This window comes from Pseudomonas sp. P97.38, assembly GCF_001269745.1.
Taxonomy (GTDB): Bacteria; Pseudomonadota; Gammaproteobacteria; order Pseudomonadales; family Pseudomonadaceae; genus Aquipseudomonas; species Aquipseudomonas chlororaphis_E.
Genome location: NZ_LHVJ01000011.1, coordinates 46,508 through 64,627 on the forward strand (window position 1 = coordinate 46,508; position 18,120 = coordinate 64,627).

Here is an 18,120-nt window from a genome sequence, read left to right on the forward strand (position 1 = left end):
CCCCGGCTGCCAGCTATACAAGGGAATCTGTCATGGCCAAGGCCAAGCGCGAATCTGCCGGTGTGTCCGCTACCCATCGGGACAAAACCACCCGCCCCAACCGCCACCCGCTGCCCGAACGGCTGTTACCACAATTGGCAACACCCGTGGAACAGCCGCCCTCGGGCGAATGGCGCTATGAAGTCAAATTCGATGGCTACCGGCTGATGACCCGCATCGAGAACGGCAACATTCGCCTGCTCAGCGGCAATCATGAGGACTGGACCGCGCGGCTCAAGTTGCACGTCGACGCCCTGGCCGAATTGAACCTGGGGGACAGTTGGCTGGACGGTGACCTGATCCTGCTGGACGACGACGGTCAATCGGACCTCGCCGCCCTGCGCAACGCCCTCGATATCGGCCGTACCGTGGACCTGGTGTACGTGCTGTTCGACGCGCCCTTCCTCAATGGCGAGGATCTGCGGCAAACGCCGGTGGAAGAGCGCCGCGCCGCGCTGAAGCAGGTTTTGCGGGGCCACGCCGGCAAGCGCTTGCGGTTTTCCGAGGCTTTTTCCGCCAGCGAGGAGGAAATACTCGAAAGCGCGAGCGCCCTGTCACTGGACAGGGTGGTCGGCAAACGCCTGGGCAGCCCCTATGTGTCGCGGCGCAGCAGCGATTGGGTCAACCTCAAATGCCGATTGCGCCAGGCCTTCGTGATCGTCGGTTTCACCCGCCCCCAAGACCGGCCCGACGGCTTCGGCGCGCTGCTGCTTGCGGTCAACGACGGTGCCGGACTGGCGTATGCCGGGCGAGTTGCCACGGGGTTTACCCGGGCGCAGAGGGAGCAACTGCAAGCGGCCATGTCCGCACGGGAACGCGACACTTCGCCCTTGGCCAAACCGGTCAGCCCCGTGCAGGCGCGTGGCGTGCAGTGGGTCGACCCCGATTCGGTGGGTGAAGTCGAATTCACCGAATGGACCGCCAATGGCCTGGTGCACCGCCCGGCCTTCGTCGAACTGCTGGCCGACATGCCGGCGGGCAAGATCGTCCGCGAGCACCCGTTGCCGCTCAAGCACCGAGCCTCACCCCCGCAACGCGGCCGCAAGCAACGTGCGGTGGAGGTGGCAGGCGTGAGCATCACCCACCCGGACCGGGTCATCGACAGCCTCAGCGGCGTGCAGAAAGCCGAGCTGGCCCAGTACTACGCCGACATCGCCCCGTGGATCCTGCCGCACTTGAAACAACGACCCGTCGCGTTGCTGCGCGCGCCCGACGGGATCGGCGAGGAACAGTTCTTCCAGAAGCACGCCGATCGCCTGGAGATCCCCCACATCAGGCAACTGGACCAGGCGCTGGACCCGGGCCATGCGGCCCTGATGGAAATCGACAGCGTCCAGTCGCTGGTCAGCGCCGCACAGATGGGCACCGTGGAATTGCATACCTGGACCGCCACCCACGAGCGGATCGAAACGCCTGACCTGTTCGTCCTGGACCTGGACCCCGATCCGTCGTTGCCCTGGAGCGCGATGCTGGAAACCACCCGCTTGACCTTGTCGGTGCTCGATGAGTTGGGCTTGCAGGCGTTTCTGAAGACCAGCGGTGGCAAGGGCATGCACGTCATCGTGCCGCTGGCGCGCAGCGAAGGCTGGGACACCACCAAGGCATTCGCCAAGGCAATCTCCCAGTTCCTGGCGCGGGAGGTGCCGCAAAAGATCACCGCCACCCTGGGCCCGAAGAATCGGGTCGGCAAGGTATTCATCGATTACCTACGCAACGCCCGCGGCGCCAGCACGGTGAGCGCCTACTCGGTTCGGGCGCGGCCGGGGTTGCCGGTCTCGGTGCCGATTGCCCGCGCCGAGCTGGATGGCCTGCGCAACGCCCAGCAATGGGACATCAACACCGCACTGGAACGGGCCCGGGGCCTGGGGGCCGATCCGTGGGAAGGCTATGCCCATCGCCAACGGATCGGCGCCAGGATGTGGGAGCAATTGGGCGCGCAGAAGCCCGGGCAATGATCACCTAGGCCAGGCGCGCCTTCAGATCCAGACGAAGATCGCCAGCAGAGCGCCAAAGAAGGCCCATTTCTGCAAGTAATACAGCTTGCGGTTGCGCTTCTTCAGCGCCTTGCCTTGCAGTCGGATCTTGTACAGCCTGGAAAACGCCCGGTTCAAGCCGCCGGTCTTGTCACCGGCGTCGTTGGGGGCACCGGCGGCGGCCATCACGGTGCGGCTGAACCAGCGGTTGAACGCCGTGGCCCAGCGAAACTTCATCGGCCGTTCCACGTCGCAGAACAAGATGATGCGGTTATGGGGCGTGGTGTTTTCGGCGTAATGGATGAACGTCTCGTCGAACACCACCGCCTCGCCATCGCGCCAATGGTAGGACTCGCCATCGACATTGATGTAGCAACCGGCATCGTTCGGCGTTTCCAGGCCCAGGTGATACCGATAGGAGCCGGCATACGGGTCGCGGTGGCGAACCAGCTTGGAGCCCGGCGGCAGCTCGGCGAACATCGCCGCCTTGATCGAGCCAATGCCTTGCACCAGTTCGGTGGTGCGCGGGCACAGCTTCATGGCCGACGGGTGGCTGTCGCCGTACCACTTGAGGTAGAAGCGCTTCCAACCGGTCTTGAAGAACGAGTTGAAGCCTACGTCATCGTACTGATTGGAACGTTTGATCTCCCCGGCCTGCAGCAGGCTCAGGCCTTCGGCGCGGATCTCTTGCCAATGGGTCTGCAACGGGCTCAGGTCTGGAAAGTCGGCGGGGCTCAGGTACGGCCGGTTGGGCAGCTTCGAGCACAGATAAAGCAGGCAATTGATAGGCGCGAGGAAAGACGAATGGTCGCTCAGTTGCCGCCCGAACTTGTGCCGCACGCGCCCCCGCAGGTGTACGTAGCCGATGGACAGGATGTAGATCGCAGCGAGAATGAGTTTCACGAAGTCCGTCGCAATACTGAAGTGAACAGGCGGCTTATCCCGCTCGATCAGACGACACGGGAGGTGGCATGAGTGAGATGGCATTCTAGCCAGAGTTTGTAACTGAAAGTTATCCTCATTTGTGAAAAACTGTCTTGCCCGAGCAATACCCTATCGTTAATGCGGCCAGACCAGTACAATCGCCGCCAAACTTCAGCGCCCCCTTTTTTGGCCGATACCGCGACCCCGGCTTCGGCGCACGTCGACCGGGCCAGGCGCTCCGTATGCTGCTGTCCTCTTATGCCGGATGGACCCTTGCGCTCGCCGCGACGCCTTTAGTGCGTTCCCGATCGGCGCAAACAGGTACTGAACAGGTACTGCCGCACCCTTAGCTACTCTGAATGTTCCGCAGGATAAACCTTTGATCTCTACAGCTAACATCACGATGCAGTTCGGCGCCAAGCCGCTGTTCGAAAACGTCTCTGTCAAATTCGGCGCGGGCAACCGCTACGGCCTGATCGGTGCCAACGGTTGCGGCAAGTCGACTTTCATGAAAATCCTCGGTGGCGACCTCGAGCCGTCCGGCGGCCAGGTCATGCTCGAGCCGAACGTGCGCCTGGGTAAACTGCGCCAGGACCAGTTCGCCTACGAACAATTCACCGTGATCGATACCGTGATCATGGGTCACGAAGAGCTGTGGAAGGTCAAGGCCGAGCGCGATCGCATCTATTCCCTGCCGGAAATGACCGAAGAAGACGGCATGGCCGTGGCCGAGCTGGAAACCGAGTTCGCCGAAATGGACGGCTACACCGCCGAATCCCGTGCCGGCGAACTGCTGCTGGGCCTGGGCATTCCATTAGAGCAACACTTCGGCCCGATGACCGAAGTCGCGCCGGGCTGGAAGCTGCGCGTGCTGCTTGCCCAGGCGCTGTTCTCCGATCCGGAAGTGCTGTTGCTCGACGAACCGACCAACCACCTGGACATCAACACCATTCGCTGGCTGGAAAACATTCTCACGGCGCGTAACAGCACCATGATCATCATTTCCCACGACCGGCACTTCCTCAACAGCGTCTGCACCCACATGGCCGACCTGGACTACGGCGAGCTGCGCCTGTTCCCGGGCAACTACGACGAGTACATGATCGCGGCCACCCAGTCCCGCGAGCAGCTGCTGTCGGACAACGCCAAGAAGAAAGCCCAGATCGCCGAGCTGCAGACCTTCGTCAGCCGCTTCTCGGCCAACGCCTCGAAAGCCAAGCAGGCCACCTCTCGCGCCAAGCAGATCGACAAGATCCAGCTCGCCGAGGTCAAGCCATCGAGCCGCGTGAGCCCGTTCATCCGCTTCGAACAGACCAAGAAACTGCACCGCCAGGCGGTGACCATCGAGCGCATGTCCAAGGGCTTCGACGGCAAGACCCTGTTCAAGAACTTCAGCTTCACCGTCGAAGCCGACGAACGCGTGGCGATCATCGGCCCCAACGGCATCGGCAAGACCACCCTGCTGCGCACCCTGATGGGCGAGCTGGCGCCGGACGCCGGCTCGGTGAAGTGGACCGAAAGCGCGGAACTGGGTTACTACGCCCAGGACCATGCCCATGACTTCGCCGACGATGTCAGCCTGTTCGACTGGATGGGCCAATGGACCCAGGGCGAGCAGATGATCCGTGGCACCCTGGGCCGCATGCTGTTTTCCAACGACGAGATCCTCAAGTCGGTCAAGGTCATCTCCGGTGGTGAACAGGGTCGCATGCTGTTCGGCAAGCTGATCCTGCAAAAGCCCAACGTGCTGGTGATGGACGAGCCGACCAACCACCTGGACATGGAATCCATCGAGGCGTTGAACCTGGCGCTGGAGAACTACCCGGGCACGCTGATCTTCGTCAGCCACGACCGTGAGTTCGTCTCATCCCTGGCCACCCGCATCATCGAGCTGAGCGCAGACGGCGTGGTCGACTTCAGCGGCACCTACGACGACTACCTGCGCAGCCAGGGTGTGATGTTCTAAGTCAGCCTCGAGCTGCAAGCTACACGTGAAAAGCCCTGTCCGATGTGACAGGGCTTTTTCATTTCAATCGCACAGATCCCTGGTGGGAGCGAGCTTGCTCGCGAAAGCACCGGCCCAGCCAGCATCATCGGCACAGACAGACCGCTTTCGCGGGCAAGCCCGCTCCCACAATTAAATGGGGGATGTTCACACAATCTGCGCCTGGCAAAGGTCCCCTGTGGTGACCTTCAATGTGCACATTTAGTTAGCCTGCTTTCTTTTATCCGTTCCCCGAGCCATGATGAAGCACTCTTACCGCCGCCCGCGAACGAGCCTCATGTCCACACCCTCCTCTGCGCCCAGTTCCTTGTCGATCACCTTGCAGATCGTCTCGATCGTTTTCTATACCTTCATTGCCTTCCTCTGCATCGGCCTGCCGATTGCCGTGTTGCCGGGGTATGTGCACGAACAACTGGGCTTCAGCGCGGTGGTGGCGGGGTTGACCATCGGTTCCCAGTACCTGGCCACCCTGCTCAGCCGCCCCATGGCCGGGCGGGTGTCGGACAGCGTTGGCACCAAGCGGGCGATCGTCTACGGATTGTCGGGGATTGTGCTCAGTGGCGTGCTGACCTTGCTCTCGACGCTGCTGCAAAGCCTGCCGCTGGTGAGCCTGGTGATCCTGATTGTTGCCCGCTTGCTGCTCGGCATCGCCCAAGGCCTGATTGGCGTGGGCACGATCAGCTGGTGCATGGGCCAGGTGGGCGTGGAGCATACCGCCCGCTCGATTTCCTGGAACGGCATCGCCTCGTACGGGGCCATCGCCATCGGTGCTCCGCTGGGGGTGGTGATGGTCGATGCGCTGGGGTTCACCAGCCTGGGGCTCGCGTTGGCGTTGCTGGCCGGCTTGGCGCTGCTGATGATTCGCCACAAACCTTCTGTGCCGGTCATCCGCGGCGAACGCCTGCCCTTCTGGGCGGTGTTCGGGCGCATTGCGCCATACGGCGCGAGCCTGAGCCTGGCCTCGATCGGCTATGGCACCCTCACCACGTTCATCACGCTGTTCTATGTCAGCCGCGGCTGGAGCGGCGCGGCCTGGTGCCTGACGGTCTTCGGCATCTGCTTCATCCTGGCGCGGTTGCTGTTCATTTCCAGCATTGCCCGCTTCGGCGGCTTCAGCTCGGCCATCGCCTGCATGAGCATCGAAACCGTGGGGCTGGCGCTGCTTTGGCTGGCGCCGTCCAGCGCATTCGCCCTGGTGGGTGCCGGGCTGGCGGGGTTCGGGCTGTCGTTGGTGTACCCGGCGCTGGGCGTGGAAGCGATCAAACAAGTGCCCAACACCAGTCGCGGCGCGGGGTTGAGCGCTTACGCGGTGTTCTTTGACCTGGCGCTGGCGATTGCCGGCCCGCTGATGGGTGCGGTGGCGTTGAACCTGGGCTATTCGTCGATCTTTTTCTGCGCGGCGCTGCTGTCCATCACCGGCCTCGGCCTGACTCTGCTACTGCGTCGGCGGGCCGAACAGAAAGGCTATTGATCGGCAGTACTCAAGCCCGCTCGGCTCGGCTTGCCCAGGGCGTCGCTGAAAAAGCGCCCGGCCTCGGAAATCATCGTCCGGTGGATGTCTTTACGGTCAACGCCATCGGCATCGGTGCACAGGGCCGGCATTGCGGCAATCTGCTCTTCGGTGCACGGCGCCAAAAAGACGAAATGCCCAGCGCCCGCCAGTGTCTTGAAGTCCGGTGCGATAGGCAGCTTGCGCGCCAGCGCGGCGGCATTCTTGTCGAAGGCCACGAGCTTGTCGCCGTCACCGCTGTAGAGCAGCACCGGCACATGGACGTCCGCCAGGGTGTGCCGGCCAAACTTCAGGCTCAACGGCGCCATGAGCAACAGCGCCCGAACCCTGGGGTCGGCCTCGGGTTGCAGGTCATCCCGGTCGGCGATCAACTCGCCCTGGGTGTTGCAGGCGTCACGGTCGTCAGGCCGCTCCTGGCAATAGCGGCGCAGGCGATTAAGGTCGGGCGTGGCACCGGACAGGATCAATGCGGTCTCGCCCCCGGCCGAGTAACCGATGACCCCCACTTGCCCGGCATTGACGAACGGCGAGAGCATCGAATCGTTCAGCGTCGCGGTAATAGCGGCGGAAATCTGGATCGGCCGCCCGTACAGGTTGCTCAAGGTGCCGAGCCGGCTATGGTCCTGGGCGTTATCCCCGGGATGAATCACCGCCACCACCACGAAGCCCTTGCGCGCCAATGAGGTGGCCAGGTCGTGCAGGGCCAACGGCGTACCGGTATTGCCGTGGGACAGCATCAGCAGAGGGAAACGGCCAATGGCGATCTGGGCTTCCGGGGCGGCATCGATCTGGTAGCCACCCAGTTGGCTGGACTGGTCCCTGGCGGTAGACGGGTAGAAGGCGATGGCGTGCATCGGCTGGCGGTCCAGCGGATCGAGAAAGCTCAGCTCATGGAACCCGGCGCTCCAATGCGGATGCGGGGCCGGGGCGGCCTGCACTGAACCCAGGCTGCCGAGCAGGCAAAACAGTAATTGCGCACCAAGACGTATCATCGCATCTTCCACTTTCACCATCCGGCCAGATACCGGTGGCTCGCAGCTTGGCGTGCATAACCTGCGCCAAAAGCCTTCGCCAGATGCAGGAAAACTCTGCACCCTGGCCGTCCATGACGTTCAGAGTACAGAGTTTTACCGAAGTTGCCCGAAGCGCTTGGCTTTTTTACCCAAGCTTTACGCAGCGGCGAACTGTTCGCCGATCTGCGCCTTGGCGGCGGTCATGGCCTTGGCGTGCATCTCCTCGCCGTAGGCCAGGCCTTCGGCACGGATCACTTCGATGTCGGTGATGCCCAGGAAGCCGAACATATGCTTGAGGTAGTCCTCGTGGGCCAGACCGCTGGGTTGGCCGGCGTGCAAGCCGCCTGCGGTGGAGACGATCACCAGTTTCTTGCCGCCGCACAGGCCCACAGGGCCGGCTTCGCTGTAGCTGAAGGTCTGGCCGGCCACGGCAATGCGGTCGATCCAGGCCTTCAGCTGGGTCGGAATGGTGAAGTTGTACATCGGTGCCGCGATGACGACCGCGTCGGCAGCCTGGAATTCGGCCAGCGTGGTGGCGCTGAGCTCGGCTTCGTGCTGCAAGGCGGCGTCGCGCAGTTCAGCGCTGGTGCCGGCGGCAACCAAAGTCTGGGCCGAGAAATGGCTGATGGCGTCGGCGGCCAGGTCACGGTAGGTCACCACAATACCGGGCTCGGCAGCCTGCCAGGCCTGCACCACTTCGCGGCTCAATTGGCGGGAAGCGGAGTTGTCGCCCAGGATGCTCGAATCGATGTGCAGCAGTTTCATGTGAACGCTCTCCAAGTGAGGATCGCAACCAGGCGATCAATTGAGGACAATCCTATCGACGAAACCAATAGTCGATAAGACTGCGTCAATGCGATAGTTCGTCCTACTGGCAGGACAATAGAGCGCCGAACATGCAAGACCTAAATGATTTGTACTATTTCGCCAAAGTTGTCGAAGCTGGCGGCTTTGCTGCCGCCGGCCGCACCCTGGGCATCCCCAAGTCACGCCTGTCGCGGCGCATTGCCGAGCTGGAAGAACGCCTCGACGCCCGCCTGCTGCAACGCACCACCCGACAGCTAAAGCTGACGGCGGTCGGCGAACGCTACCTGCGCCATTGCCAGGCCATGTTGCTGGAAGCCGAAATGGCCGACGAGGCGGTGGCGAGCATGTCGAGCGAACCCCGTGGACGCTTGCGGGTGTCGAGCCCGGTCGGCCTGGCCCACCAGATCCTGCCGGGGGTGATCAGCGCCTTCCTGGCGAAATTCCCCCAGGTCCAGTTGGAAATGATCCTGGTCAACCGCCGGGTCGACCTGGTCAGCGAGGGCATCGATGTGGCGCTGCGGGTGCGCGACATCGGCGACGAAGACCCGCTGCTGATGACCCGCCGACTGCGCCAGGCGCGGCTGCTGATGGTCGCCAGCCCTGCGCTGATCGAAGGACGCCGGGTCAACACCCCGGAGGACCTCAAGCAGCTGCCGGTGCTTGGGGCACTGGAAGCCGATCGCCTGGTGCACATGCGCCTGCTCAAGGCCGATGGCCAAAGCGCCGAGCTGACCCTGGAGGCGCGCTTGGGCATCGACGATTTCATCGTGCGGCGCGCCTGCACCCTCGCCGGCCTGGGCTTCACTTTATTGCCCAGCATGTATTGCGAGCAGGAGTTGCTGGACGGCAGACTGGTCGAACTGTTGCCTGGCTGGTCGTCGCCGGACGGCTGGCTCCAGGCGGTCTACCCTCATCGGCGCGGCATGCTACCGGCAGTGCGCGCGTGGATCGATCATCTGGTGGAAGCCTTCGAGCTTTGTGGGGAACGAATGATATGAGTTTGAGCGAAGAGGATGTCGCGGCGTTCTGCCTGGGCTTGCCCGGTGCGCGAGAAGATTACAAATGGGGCGGCGTGCGGGTGTTTTCCATCGCCGGCAACAAGATGTTCGCCCTGCAAGGCCTGCGCAGCGATTCACTGGCGTTCAAGGTCGACAAGGATTTGTTTCTCGGCCATTGCGATCGGCCAGGCATCCACCCCGCTCCGTACCTGGCGCGGGCCCAGTGGATCATCATGGAGGTGCCCTACCCACTGGGCGACGACGAACTGCGCAGCCTGATCCGGCGTTCCCATCAACTGGTGGTGAGTAAATTGCCCAAGCGCGTCCAGGTCGGCCTGCTGATGGACTGACACTCAGAACCGCCGCAACAGGCCGCCCAGGAACAGTTGGTCGACCCAGAACACCTGGTGCAACAGCACGATGCACCAGAACACCAACTGGAACGAGACCTTGCGGGTCTTGTGGCGGAACACCTGCTGGGCCAACAGGGCACCGGGCCAACCGCCCGCCAGCTCCACGGCATGCAGCACGTTTTCCGGGGTACGCCAGGCATCGGCGCGAGCCTTGCGCTTGTCGCGCCAATACAGCACGAACGCTACCGCGCTGACGACGCCGTAGGCCACCAGGGGCACCCACGACTCCTCCCGCAGCGCCAGCGTTAGCGAGCCGAACAGCGGCAAGGCACACAGCAACGCGAACACCACCAGTTTGAGCCGCCAGTGCTGCACCGCGCCATTGGCGGTGCGCTTGCGGGTGCCTGAATCATTCATGGCTGGGCGGCAGACCAGTCCACCCAACCGAATTGCCAGGTGGCCAGGATCAACAGGCCGAACGCAATCCGGTACCAGGCGAACACCGCGTAGCTGTGGCTGGCGATGAAACGCAGCAAGGCCTTGACGGCGATCATGGCGAAGATGAACGCGGTGACGAAGCCGATGGCAAACACCGGGAAATCCGCCGGGACGAACAATTCACGGTACTTGTAGCCCGAATAGACGGCCGCGCCGACCATGGTGGGCATTGCCAGGAAGAACGAGAACTCGGTCGCGGTCTTGCGCGAGAGGCCGAACAGCAATCCGCCAATGATGGTGGCGCCGGAACGGGAGGTGCCGGGAATCATCGCGATGCACTGGGCCAGGCCAACCTTCAAGGCGTCCTTCCAGGTGATGTCGTCTACCGTTTCGGCGTGCACCCGATGCTGACGCTTCTCGGCCCAGAGCATCACCAGGCCGCCCACCACCAACGCCGCGGCGACCGTAATCGGGTTGAACAGGTAATGGTGAATCCAGTCGGCCAGCAACACGCCCAGCACCACCGCCGGCAAGAAGGCGATCAGCAGGTTGGCGGTAAACCGACGCGCACTCGGCTGGGTCGGCAAGCCCAGCACGACGTCAAAGATTTTTTGCCGGAATTCCCAGACCACCGCCAGGATCGCGCCGAGCTGGATGATGATGTTGAACGCCATGGAGCGCTCGCCGCCAAAGTCCAGCAAGTCGGCGACCACGATCTGGTGCCCGGTGCTGGAAATCGGCAGGAACTCCGTCAAGCCTTCTACCACGCCAAGAATCAGTGCCGAAAAGGCGGTCCACAAATCCATTCATCCCCCAAAAAAGCCCTGTCTGCCAGGGTCTCATCAAAATTAAAGTGTCAGGCAGGTGCCCGCAGCGGGTGCACGATAACTGCGACCGCTCAAAAAAAACCAATGAAACATCAACTCAGGCTCAGGTTTTGCGCCGCGGGGCCGAAATCCTATCAGACAAGCCCGAATAACGCTGCCGCGTTATGGGGTTAGAAAAGTCAGGCGATACCGACGGATGCTCGAGCCCCGCCGGTCGTTGCTGACAAGAATAAGAAAACTGGAGTGACAGCGTATGAATAGCTTGCGCAATGTGTCGATCAGCCGACGCTTATGGCTCATCCTGGTCGTGGCCATCGTGATGCTGTTCACGTTGGGCGCCTTGATGCTCAAACAGATCCATTACGATCTGTATCAGGCCAAGGTACAGAAGACCCAGCACGTGGTGCAGACCGCCAGTGGCGTGCTGAGCTATTACCATGGCCTGGAAACCGCTGGCACCCTGACCCGCGACGCGGCACAGAAACAGGCCCTCAGCGCCGTGCGCGGCCTGCGCTACAACGACACCGATTATTTCTGGATCAATGACCTGACGCCGGTCATGGTCATGCACCCGACCAACCCGAAACTCGAAGGCCAGAACCTCTCGGCTATCCGCGACCCGAACGGCTTTGCTCTGTTCAACGAAATGGTCGCCATCGCCAAGTCCAAGGGCGCGGGCATGGTGGATTACCTCTGGCCGAAACCGGGCGCCGAGGCCCCGGTGGGCAAGACCTCCTACGTCAAACTGTTCGAGCCTTGGGGCTGGGTGATCGGCTCGGGGGTATACGTGGACGACGTGGCCGCGGAATTCCGCGCCCAGTTGATCAAGGCGTCGCTGGTCGGCCTGGGGATCACCCTGATCATGGCCGTGCTGTTGACACTGATCGTGCGCAGCATCGTGCGGCCATTGCAGGAAACGGTGAACGCCATGGCGAACATCGCCAGCGGCGAAAGCGACCTGACCCGCACCCTCGACACCCACGGCCAGGACGAAGTCACGCAACTGGCCCGGCATTTCAACGCCTTTACCGCCAAGCTGCGCCAGGTGGTGAGCCAGTTGCAGGCCTCGGCCAGTGCCCTGGGGCAATCCTCCAACGAGTTGGGCAGCGACGCCGCCCAGGCCCAGGAACGCAGCCAGCAGCAGTCGCAGCAAATGGAATTGGTGGCCACGGCGATCAACCAGGTGACCTATGGCGTGCAGGACGTGGCGAAGAACGCCGAGCATGCCGCCAGCGAGATGCGCGACGCCGAATCCCAGGCGCAGCAGGGCCAGGTGAACATCGACGGCAGCTTGCAGCAGATCGATCGACTGTCCCAGACCATCGACCAGGCGGTGGAGGTAATCCGCACCCTGGCCAGCGAAAGCACCCAGATTGGCAGCGTCCTGGAGGTAATCCGCTCGATTGCCGAGCAGACCAACCTGCTGGCCCTCAACGCCGCGATCGAAGCCGCCCGCGCGGGCGAACAGGGCCGCGGTTTTGCGGTGGTGGCCGATGAAGTGCGGCTGCTGGCGCAACGCACGCAGAAATCCACCGCCGAGATCCAGGCGATGATCGAGCGCCTGCAGAACCATTCCGAGGCCGCGGTCAAGGTCATCAGCGACAGCAGCCGGGCCTCGCAACTGACCATCGAACAGGCCGGCCTGGCGGGCGCCAGCCTCAACGCGATCGGCCAGGCCCTGCGCAACCTCAACAGCCTGAACGCCTCCATCGCCAGCGCGACCTTGCAACAGGCCCATGTGGTGGAAGACATCAACCAGAACGTCACCCAGGCTGCCGGCCTCTCTCACAGCACCGCCCTGGCCGCCGAACAGTCGAGCCTGGCGAGCACCCGGCTCAAGGCATTGAGTGAGCAATTGAACGGATTGCTCACGCAGTTCCGCGTCTAGCCGGTAGACCGGCTTCGCGGGCAAGCCCGCTCCCACAAGGGATCTACGGTGAGCACAAATCCTGTGTCCGCCAAGGATCAACCTGTGGGAGCGAGCTTGCTCGCGAACGCTCCAGCATTGAAGTTGGAGCTGCCCCCGCCATACCGTTTACAATCGCCGCCCTCTTCCACTTCCCCAAGGAACCACCATGTCCGGGCTCGAACTGTTTGCCGCGGCCCTCGGTGTGATCGCTGTCTGGTTGACCGTCAAGCAGAACCCCTGGTGCTGGCCGATCGGCCTGGTCATGGTGTTGCTGTACAGCTGGATTTTCTACGACGTGAAGTTGTATTCCGACATGTTGCTGCAGGTGATCTACGCCGTGCTGCAGCTCTACGGCTGGTGGCAATGGACCCGCGCCGGGCAGGCCCATGAAGGCCGTCAGGTCACGCGCCTGCAAGCGCCGTCGGTGTGGCTAGGCCTGGGCATCGGCGCGGCGGGAAGCCTGGTATTGGGCGCGGCCATGGCCCACTGGACCGACGCCGCCCAGCCCTGGCTCGACGCCGCATTGACCGGTTTTAGCCTGGTGGCCCAGTGGTGGATGGCGCAGAAACGCGTGCAATGCTGGCCGCTGTGGATCGCCCTGGACTGCATTTTCGTCGCCCTGTTCATCTACAAGGGCCTGTACCTGACCGCCGCCTTGTACGCGTTGTTCACCCTCCTGGCCGTGCAAGGTTGGCGGGAATGGCGTGCCGACCCGGCGCTGCGCGCATGAAGGTGGTCGTGCTGACAGGCCCGGAATCCAGCGGCAAGAGCTGGCTGGCCGAGCAGTTGCAGACGCACTTCGGCGGCCTGCGGGTGGACGAGTATGTCCGCCATTTCATGGAGCAGAACCCACGCGACACCTGCCTGGCCGACATCCCCGAGATCGCCACCGGGCAACTGGCCTGGGAGGACACCGCCCGAGCCCGCCAGCCGGCGCTGCTGATCCTCGACACGCACCTGCTGAGCAACATCCTCTGGAGCCAGACCCTCTTCGGTAATTGCCCGGCCTGGCTCGAACCGGCATTGCTGAGCCGCCATTACGACCTGCACCTGCTGCTGAGCCCCGAGCAGGTCGAATGGACCGGCGACGGCTTGCGCTGCCAGCCGGAACTCGCCGAACGCATGGCCTTTTTCAAGGCGATCGAGCAGTGGCTGGTTCGCCACGCTCAGCCCTACCAGGTGATCGAAGGCAACTGGGCGCAACGCCAGGAGCGAGTTTTCGCCGTCGTAGCCCAGTTGCTCCACCCGGATGTGTTGCATCCCTGAAACACATCTCCCACGCCAACCCCGCCTGCAAAGCCGCTTCATCCAACGGTCATCTTGATTGTAAAGTCGCTGAAACACCCCGCTGAAAGCCTGGATCCAGAGCCCTGGGACAGCGGGACGCAGCCTGACGGACACGGGCAGTGTCTCAGCGCTGAAACACCTGTCACCCACCATGCCGCTTCGTTGACGACAACCCATTGAATCCAAAGCCGTTTCAAAACACGGCACAACACCTGCTCTGCCCTACTTCGCAACGCTGGACCCGGGCCAGCCCACCGAAGAAGGAATCGCCGTCGTGGGGACTTTCGAAAGAAGCTTGACCTGTCTGCTGTTGATCGGCTGCGCCACCAGCGCAACCCTCAGCCCGCCGGTGCAGGCCGAAGGCAACGGCGTCATTGTGCTCAGCCGTGACGTGCAACCCATTCCCATCGGTCGCAATGGCGGCAAAGACCCCTATCCGACCACCGTCAATGCCAACCCATCCGAACGAATCCATCAGGTGACCACCAGCACCGAGCTGAGCGATGGCGAGTTCGCCAGCGTCGCCAGCGGCTCGTCGATCCGCGGCACCGTCAACCCGAACACCGGCATGCAGGGCCTGAACGTGGTGACCAACCCCAACGGCATGCCCGGCATGAGTGCCGGACACGGCGGCGGCAGCGGCGGCGCGATCTCCGGCACCATCAACCGCTCGCTCAGCTCCGGCCTGGCCCCGTTGGGTCGGCTGGCGGGAGGCCAATGAGATGAAGCCCGTCCTTTGCCTGCTGGCCCTGTTCGGCTCCTCCATCGCCCTTGCCGACCCAGGTGTGGCACTGGTCAACAGCGCCAACCTGCAGGATTCCGGCAGTCGCTACACCGGCAACCTCAACATCAACCAGGCGGCCGGCGACCAGACCCAGCAGACCAATACCCGGGCAATTGCCATTGGCACCGACGCCCAGGCCACCACCACCGTACGCCAGCGTCTCGACACGTCGGCCAACCCGAACATGAACGCCACCGCCCGTATCGGCGGCAACGCATTCACCCATGGCGACGGCGTGCTGGGCGTCAACCAGTCCGCCGGGACCAACAACCAGATGGCCAATGTCATGCGAGTGGGCATCAGTGCCCACCCGCAGAGCATTGATGACAGCGCCCTTTCCCAACAGAACGTGGCGTTGCTACCGAACTCAGGAGCAACTGGCGCCCCAACCGGCAGTCGCCAGGTCGTAACCAGCGACCAGGCCTTCACCGGCAGCCGAGGGGTGATTCAGGTGAACCAGAGTGCCGGGGTGGGGAACCGCATGGCCAACACCCTGAGCATCCGGGTCGCTGACTGACCCGGCGCAGTGCGCATAAGAAAGTACCGACACTTAACCAACGACACGCAAGGAGAAACACTATGAAACCTACAATGGCACTCAAACCATTGGTTTTCGCTCTCGCCGCTGTCATGGCCATGGCCGCGCAGGCTGGCGGTAACGATAACAATCACGGCAATGGACATGGCAATGGGCACGGCCATGGCAACCATGGCCAACAAGGTCCGACGCTGGATCAAATGCTCTCCATCAGTGCCGGCGCTGGGGCTACGGTGCTGGACGAGCAGAACAGCGACGGCAACGTGGTGACCAACCAGGCCACCCGCAACACCGCTGACGCCAAGGACTCGCTCAATGGCAGCAACGGCAACATGGGTGCCAACGTCGCAGGTGGCGACGGTAACCAGCAGGACAACGCCGCCGCCCTGGCCACCGCTGACGAAAGCTTCATCTTTGGCTCGGCCGTCGCCATGTCCAGTGCGACCCAGGTCAATAACAACAACTACGTCAAGAATAACTCCACCCAGAACAATGCCTCGCTCACCAACGCAGGCAACAACGGCTCCGGCAACATCGGCATCAACGTGACCGCCGGCAACTTCAACCAACAGAAAAACAACCTGGCCATCGCCGTTTCCGGCGGTCGCGTCGCCCAAGCCTCGGCGTCGGCCGACCAGACCTCCACCGGCCTGGAAGTGGACAACAAAGGCGTGCGGACCTACAAGACCGACACCCTCACCAGCACCTACAGCGCCTCCGGTACGTTCAAGGCCAAAGGCAGCGGCACCGCCGAAGACGACAATCATGGCGGCTGGGACAACAAGGGCGGCGGTTATGGCGGCGGCCACGACGACGACAAGTTCAAGTTCAGCGCCGTGGGCACCTTCGACCTGGCCGGCAGCAACACCCAGCAGGTGTTGACCCGCGATGGCTGGAAAAACCCTGTGATCAACAACGCCACCATGAGCAACTCCATGAACGGCTTCTCCGGTAACGGTGGCGCCAACGTGTCGGCCGGCGTGGGCAACCAGCAAAGCAACTCGCTGTCCATTGCCGCAGGTTGCAAGGCCTGCATGTAGACGCGCATGAAACGAAGCCCCCGGAACCGGTCGTGCTAGCCATTCACGGGATTTGAAATGGGCCCGTGGCGAGGGAGCTTGCTCCCTGGCCACAGGGTTCACAAAGACCTTGAGCCAATAGCGTTGTCCACGAACGGGGCTTTTTTTCCACGACTCCCCAGGCGTATCGATCATGCGTGCAATGGCCCTTTCCCTGCTGCTTTGCGTCGCTTGCGTGGCTGAGGCCGCGCAGATGCCGGTGGCCGCCCTGCCTGGCGGCATGCTGGTCTTCAAGCCGGTGCAAAGCGTACGCGAGCGCAAGTTCAGCGATATCGTCGAGCAGAAAACCGATTTCAGCTGCGGTGCCGCCGCGCTGGCCACGGTGCTGCGTCAGGCCTATTGGCTGGATGTCGATGAAGAACACGTCATCAAGGGCATGCTGGTCAATGCCGACCAGAACCTGGTCCGCACCCAGGGGTTTTCCATGCTCGACATGAAACGCTACGTGGAAACCATCGGGATGCGCGCCCGAGGCTACCGGATACCGCCCGAGAAACTCGAAGCGGTGACCATTCCGGTGGTGGTGCTGATGGAAATCCGCGGCTACAAGCACTTCGTGGTATTGCAGCGCGCCGACAAGCAATGGGTCTATATCGCCGACCCGGTGCTGGGCCATAAACGCTACGCCCAGGAAGATTTCGTCAAGGGCTGGAACGGCATCGTCTTTGCCATCGTCGGGCCAGGCTACGACAAGACCAATGCGTTGCGCAGCCCTCCGCAACCGCTGACGGCACGTAACAAGCTGGACGGGTTCAACCCGGTCAGGGATGCAGAACTGATGGATTTCGGCTTCATACAGAGCGACTTCTTTTAATCGCCGACCAACGCCAACATAACGACAATAAGGAGCAGGACGCTCCGGGAGCAGTACATGAAAACGTCACATTGGCTGACGCTGGCCTGCCTGGCCGCTTCAGTCCCGGCCCACGCCTACGCCGGATTCAAACCTATCGAAGTCAAGGATCAGGAGCTTGCCGAACTGCGCGGCCGGTATGTCATGCCCGGCCGGATCATCAGCTTTGGCATCGTCATGAGCAGCACCTGGCGCAACGCCAGTGGCGACCTGATCGGCGCCAGCAGTTCGATGCAGATCCAGGCCGCCACCATCAAGCCCGAATTCTACGTCTCCACCATCAAGCAGACCGGCAACGGCAGCGTCCCGGACCAGGGCAGCGGCAACATCACCGGTGGCGCAGGCCTTGGCACGGGCCAGGGCGTGACCCAGAGCGTACGCGCGGCCGGCGACGGCAACACCGCGTACAACAACGTCGACATCAATGTGAAGGAAAGCAACCAGGCACCTGCCCTGGCACCCGCCCAGGGCCAGTTGTTGACGCGCGGCCAGACCATCAGCGGCAGCAACGCCGCCGGCAGCGTCGCGGTCACGGCCACCAGCAGTGGCGTGCAGATGGCGATCCAGGCCAGTCACAACCAGGGCAGCAGCCTGCAACAAGTCGCCCAGGGCGGCCTGCTGCAGAACACCCGTCTGCTGGGCAACAGCAACCTGGTCACCAACATGACCCAGCTCAACGTGGTGCTGAACAACAACGGCCCCAGCGCCGGTGCGCTGGACTGCAACCTGACCCAATTGCGAGGCCTGCGTAACCTCGGTTATTGAACTACGCTGCCTTTCAAC

The 18,120-nt window shown here is 62.8% G+C and carries 18 protein-coding genes; 13 read left to right on the forward strand and 5 right to left on the reverse strand.

Features of this window, described 5'->3' with window-relative positions; translation table 11 throughout:
• Positions 1 to 32: 32 nt before the first annotated feature.
• Positions 33 to 1,994 (forward strand): DNA ligase D, encoded by a 1,962-nt coding sequence (gene ligD, locus AD664_RS05850; protein ID WP_053145086.1) that lies wholly within the window; start codon positions 33 to 35, stop codon positions 1,992 to 1,994.
• A 21-nt stretch (positions 1,995 to 2,015) separates the two neighbouring features.
• On the opposite strand, the gene lpxO is transcribed toward ligD, so the two are convergent.
• Entirely contained in the window at positions 2,016 to 2,915 is a 900-nt protein-coding gene (gene lpxO, locus AD664_RS05855) for a lipid A hydroxylase LpxO (RefSeq protein WP_053145088.1), read from the reverse strand.
• A gap of 400 nt (positions 2,916 to 3,315) precedes the next feature.
• Between lpxO and AD664_RS05860 the strand changes: the two genes are divergently transcribed.
• Both AD664_RS05860 and AD664_RS05865 read left to right on the forward strand, forming a co-directional pair.
• Positions 3,316 to 4,902, forward strand: coding sequence for an ABC-F family ATPase (locus AD664_RS05860; protein WP_083454145.1), 1,587 nt, complete (start codon positions 3,316 to 3,318; stop codon positions 4,900 to 4,902).
• A 316-nt stretch (positions 4,903 to 5,218) separates the two neighbouring features.
• Complete coding sequence (locus AD664_RS05865; RefSeq protein ID WP_053145093.1) at positions 5,219 to 6,412, forward strand: MFS transporter; 1,194 nt, start codon at positions 5,219 to 5,221, stop codon at positions 6,410 to 6,412.
• Here the strand turns inward: AD664_RS05865 and AD664_RS05870 are convergent.
• Together AD664_RS05870 and AD664_RS05875 are read right to left on the reverse strand one after the other, a co-directional pair.
• Positions 6,406 to 7,443 carry a dienelactone hydrolase gene (locus tag AD664_RS05870; protein WP_053145095.1) on the reverse strand — a complete coding sequence of 346 codons (1,038 nt, stop codon included), beginning with the start codon at positions 7,441 to 7,443 and terminating at the stop codon, positions 6,406 to 6,408. The genes AD664_RS05865 and AD664_RS05870 overlap by 7 nt on opposite strands.
• A gap of 177 nt (positions 7,444 to 7,620) precedes the next feature.
• Positions 7,621 to 8,229 carry an FMN-dependent NADH-azoreductase gene (locus AD664_RS05875; protein WP_053145097.1) on the reverse strand — a complete coding sequence of 203 codons (609 nt, stop codon included), beginning with the start codon at positions 8,227 to 8,229 and terminating at the stop codon, positions 7,621 to 7,623.
• A gap of 131 nt (positions 8,230 to 8,360) precedes the next feature.
• On the opposite strand from AD664_RS05875, the gene AD664_RS05880 reads away from it, so the two are divergent.
• Both AD664_RS05880 and AD664_RS05885 read left to right on the forward strand, forming a co-directional pair.
• Positions 8,361 to 9,269, forward strand: a complete 909-nt coding sequence (locus tag AD664_RS05880) for a LysR substrate-binding domain-containing protein (protein WP_053145100.1) — start codon at positions 8,361 to 8,363, stop codon at positions 9,267 to 9,269.
• Positions 9,266 to 9,619, forward strand: a complete 354-nt coding sequence (locus tag AD664_RS05885) for an MmcQ/YjbR family DNA-binding protein (protein ID WP_053145102.1) — start codon at positions 9,266 to 9,268, stop codon at positions 9,617 to 9,619. Before AD664_RS05880 ends, AD664_RS05885 begins: the two co-directional genes overlap by 4 nt.
• Before the next feature lie 3 nt (positions 9,620 to 9,622).
• Here the strand turns inward: AD664_RS05885 and AD664_RS05890 are convergent, their stop codons facing one another.
• Positions 9,623 to 10,039 (reverse strand): DUF1294 domain-containing protein, encoded by a 417-nt coding sequence (locus AD664_RS05890; RefSeq protein WP_053145105.1) that lies wholly within the window; start codon positions 10,037 to 10,039, stop codon positions 9,623 to 9,625.
• Positions 10,036 to 10,866 (reverse strand): undecaprenyl-diphosphate phosphatase, encoded by an 831-nt coding sequence (locus AD664_RS05895; protein ID WP_042732651.1) that lies wholly within the window; start codon positions 10,864 to 10,866, stop codon positions 10,036 to 10,038. The genes AD664_RS05890 and AD664_RS05895 overlap by 4 nt, the downstream gene beginning before the upstream one ends.
• A gap of 274 nt (positions 10,867 to 11,140) precedes the next feature.
• Here AD664_RS05895 and AD664_RS05900 point away from each other — a divergent pair, with 274 nt between their 5' ends.
• From AD664_RS05900 to AD664_RS05935, 8 genes are all read left to right on the forward strand, one after another.
• Positions 11,141 to 12,775: a methyl-accepting chemotaxis protein gene (locus AD664_RS05900; RefSeq protein WP_053145107.1), complete on the forward strand. Its 1,635-nt coding sequence runs from the start codon at positions 11,141 to 11,143 to the stop codon at positions 12,773 to 12,775.
• A 187-nt stretch (positions 12,776 to 12,962) separates the two neighbouring features.
• Positions 12,963 to 13,526, forward strand: a complete 564-nt coding sequence (gene pnuC, locus AD664_RS05905; protein WP_042732649.1) for a nicotinamide riboside transporter PnuC — start codon at positions 12,963 to 12,965, stop codon at positions 13,524 to 13,526.
• Positions 13,523 to 14,062 carry an AAA family ATPase gene (locus AD664_RS05910; protein WP_053145110.1) on the forward strand — a complete coding sequence of 180 codons (540 nt, stop codon included), beginning with the start codon at positions 13,523 to 13,525 and terminating at the stop codon, positions 14,060 to 14,062. The genes pnuC and AD664_RS05910 overlap by 4 nt, the downstream gene beginning before the upstream one ends.
• Positions 14,063 to 14,357: 295 nt before the next feature.
• Positions 14,358 to 14,804, forward strand: a complete 447-nt coding sequence (locus AD664_RS05915) for a hypothetical protein (RefSeq protein WP_053145112.1) — start codon at positions 14,358 to 14,360, stop codon at positions 14,802 to 14,804.
• A gap of 1 nt (position 14,805) precedes the next feature.
• Positions 14,806 to 15,384 (forward strand): hypothetical protein, encoded by a 579-nt coding sequence (locus AD664_RS05920; protein WP_053145114.1) that lies wholly within the window; start codon positions 14,806 to 14,808, stop codon positions 15,382 to 15,384.
• Positions 15,385 to 15,446: 62 nt separating this feature from the next.
• Positions 15,447 to 16,445: a hypothetical protein gene (locus AD664_RS05925; protein WP_047738745.1), complete on the forward strand. Its 999-nt coding sequence runs from the start codon at positions 15,447 to 15,449 to the stop codon at positions 16,443 to 16,445.
• A 172-nt stretch (positions 16,446 to 16,617) separates the two neighbouring features.
• Positions 16,618 to 17,298, forward strand: coding sequence for a C39 family peptidase (locus AD664_RS05930; protein WP_053145115.1), 681 nt, complete (start codon positions 16,618 to 16,620; stop codon positions 17,296 to 17,298).
• 57 nt (positions 17,299 to 17,355) lie between these two features.
• A complete protein-coding gene (locus AD664_RS05935) occupies positions 17,356 to 18,102 on the forward strand; it encodes a hypothetical protein (RefSeq protein WP_053145117.1) in 747 nt (248 codons plus the stop codon).
• Positions 18,103 to 18,120: the final 18 nt, after the last annotated feature.